Genomic DNA, 3,250 nt, shown 5'->3' with positions numbered 1-3,250 from the left:
CCAGATAGAAATAATGGAAGTTTTTGCCTGGTCTGTTTTACTAAACACCTTTGGAAATGTCCCTTATTCTGAAGCCTTAAATCCGGAAAATTCACTTCCTGCATATGATGATGCATCCTCCGTGTATGGAGAAATCTTAACCCGTCTAGATGCCGCTCTTAATCATATTGATACTGACGAAATAGGTTTTGACGAAGGAGATATCATATATGAAGGAAATATGGAACTGTGGTGGAAGTTTGGAAATACGCTTAAACTAAAACTAGGAATGGTAATCGCGGATGTCAATAGCAGCATGGCACAAAGTGTGGTAGAAGCTGCTGCTCCAAATGTATTTATGGACAATTCAGAAAATGGCGCCTTCCCTTATTTAAACGCACCTCCTAATAACAATCCTGTTTCGGAAGAGATGAATCCTTTATTTACCTCCAGGCAGGATTATGTGGTGGCAAATACCTTAGTAGATGCCATGAATGAATTAAATGACCCTAGAAGACCTTTTTATTTCACTCAGGTGGATGGAGAATACCAAGGGGGGATTTATGGTTTTTCAAATTCCTATTCAGATTTCTCCACCATCAACCCAACCATAACAGACCCTACCTTTGAAGCTCTATTATTGGATTATTCAGAAGTGAGATTCCTGCTTGCAGAAGCTGTTGAGCGAGGGTATAATGTGGAAGGAACTGCTGAGGAACATTATAGCGAAGCAATTGCTGCTTCTATAGCTTACTGGGGAGGAACCGAGGAACAAACCAACACTTACCTCGCCCAATCTCAAGTCGATTATTCAACGGCCCCAGGTAATTGGCGGGATAAGATTGGCAACCAAAAATGGATTGCTCTATACAATCGAGGCTATGATGCCTGGCTTGAATGGAGAAGACTGGATGCTCCCGATTTGCAACCCCCATCTATAGAAGGAACAAGTGATCTTGTTATTCCTAAGAGGGTGATTTATCCTATTAATGAACAAACGCTCAATGGAACAAATCGATCAGCAGCAGGACAGGCCATTGGAGGAGACAATAGCGAAACCTATTTATGGTGGGACGTGGAATAGCACTTTCAGCTTAGCTATGCCCCCAAATAATTTATAAGTAATTAAAAACAAAAGCGGTACTATCTCAGGACCGCTTTTGTTTTATATAATCTCCCAGATCCGCCAGTACTCCTTACAACCCCTCTAAAAGTATTCCTGCCAATTGCTTTAAGCTAAGTTCCTCAAACTTGGCATTGTACTTTGCAATGCTGAAATTATTCTGAGCGTTTCTTAAATTCAATTGAGCTTGCCTAAATTCTATTGAATTAATTTGTCCTTGTTTGTACAAATCGTCACTGCGTTCAAAATTCTTTAAAGCTGTTTCCAAATTTGCTTTCTCGGCATTAAAAACAAACAATGAATTTTGATAAGCAGAATAGGCATTGAGCACATCCCTTTTCACAGAATACTCAGTTTGCTCTTTTAAAACTTGCTGGCGTTCGATCTCTATTCTGGCATTTTTATTTCTTACCCGCGTCGCGCCTCCATCAAAAATATTCCAGCTCAAAGTAAATCCGGCTTGTGGACCAAAATTATAACTACCAGTTACAAATGCTCCGGCAGGATTTCTATTGCCGGAATAATTGTAACCGGCATTTAAAGAAATAGCAGGAAACCAGCCCGATTGGCTTGCCTTCAATGCAAATTCACTGTTCCTCAATTGACTATTGGTTTGTTCAATCAATACATTTCGCTGATAGGCTTGACTTACCAGCTCCTCTTTGGTTCCTGGTATAGAAAAAGAAACGGTTGTATCCACTACAAACTCAGTTTCAATTTCACGTCTCATTATCAGATTTAGATTCCTTCTGGCGTTCTCCAAATCCTGAGTAGTGTTAAGCAAATTAATGCTATCATTGTTTACATCAACTTGCGCATTCAATAAATCAATCTGAGTGGTTTGCCCATATTCAAAACTATAGGCCGCACGTTGCATTCTGGTGGTGGAAATACTCAAAGCATTTTTTAAAATACTTACACCCTCCGTCAATTGAGCCATCAAAAAGTAAGCATTAGACAGTTCCAAAACCGTATTCTCTATGATTTGTCTTGCCTGCAATTCGGAAATATTGTACAACTCTTTCAACTGTTTGTAATTGTACATCCTCCCAAATCCATCGAACAGTATGTAGTTTAGGTTAACGGAACCACTATAATTGTAAGCTTCCGTCGGATCATAGCTAAAGTCCCCATTTGCGGTTTTGTTTTCGCCTTGATAACCTGAAACGCCTATATCCCCATTGGCCTGTATTGAAGGCAGGTAGCCACTATTTAAAATGCTTTGATTGTTATTGGCTACCTCCAGGTCTTTTTCTGCCACCTTGATGTCATAGTTGTATTTCAGCGTAAGATTCATTGCATCTTCACGTGAAAGCATTTCTTGCCCATTAGCAACCAAGCTTGAGGCAAATAAAACCAACCCAGTAACCACCGTAAATAATTGAGAATGCCGCGACTCCATTTGGATATTTTTTATTTTTACTCTCATTTTGTTAAACATTCTGCGTTGATTCTTCATTTTCATGCAGCTCCTCCACTGCTGGCTCCACCGATTCCTTTGATGGCTTAATTCCTTCCCAAAGCCATAATGAATAAACTTTTAACAAATTACCTACTGACAAAAGCATGGGAAGCATAATCAAAGTAAGCACCGTAGCGATGGCTATTCCATAAGCAATGGCAATGGCCATTGGAATTAGAAATTGAGCTTGCCTGCTTTTTTCTAAGATCAAGGGAGACAGACCTGCGATGGTAGTCACAGAGGTAAGAAAAATGGCTCGGAATCTGGATTTTCCTGCTTGAATTAAAGCCTCATCAAAATCAACCCCCTCTTGCAAGAAGTTGTTAAACTTACTTATAAGCACCAAACCGTCATTTACCACGATTCCAATAAGGGCGATGATACCTAGTAGTGATAGCATATTAATCGGGAAATCATGTAACCAATGCCCCCAAGCCACCCCAATCAAACTAAACGGTATCATCACCAATAGCAAGATCGGCTGCAAATAGGAACGAAAAGTAAAAGCGATGATAACCAGGATTAGAAAGATGATGATGGGAAAAACCTTACCGGCAGAGGCAGTCACCTTTCCGGCCTCACGATTTTGACCTTCATACAATGCCGAAACAGTTGGGTATTTCGCCATGATCTCAGGCCTTACATTCTCCCTAATATCAGCAATAATATCTGAAGTTGCTAATAAT

At 40.1% G+C, this 3,250-nt stretch carries 3 protein-coding genes; 1 reads left to right on the top strand and 2 read right to left on the bottom strand.

The annotated features are described in order from the left end of the window. Nucleotides 1-1,063: SusD/RagB family nutrient-binding outer membrane lipoprotein (locus AAC037_RS22430; RefSeq protein WP_339905760.1), on the top strand; the 1,063-nt coding region annotated here is incomplete at its 5' end. Between the two features lie 112 nt (nucleotides 1,064-1,175). Here the strand turns inward: AAC037_RS22430 and AAC037_RS22425 are convergent. Both AAC037_RS22425 and AAC037_RS22420 read right to left on the bottom strand, forming a co-directional pair. Then, nucleotides 1,176-2,504 (bottom strand): TolC family protein, encoded by a 1,329-nt coding sequence (locus AAC037_RS22425; RefSeq protein ID WP_339905758.1) that lies wholly within the window; start codon nucleotides 2,502-2,504, stop codon nucleotides 1,176-1,178. 31 nt (nucleotides 2,505-2,535) lie between these two features. Continuing rightward, nucleotides 2,536-3,250: efflux RND transporter permease subunit (locus AAC037_RS22420; protein WP_339905756.1), on the bottom strand; the 715-nt coding region annotated here is incomplete at its 5' end.

Origin of the sequence: uncultured Cyclobacterium sp. (assembly GCF_963976465.1) — a bacterium.
Taxonomy (GTDB): Bacteria; Bacteroidota; Bacteroidia; order Cytophagales; family Cyclobacteriaceae; genus Cyclobacterium.
Note: the sequence above shows the minus strand (reverse complement) of the source record. Positions and strands in the feature narration are given on the sequence as shown.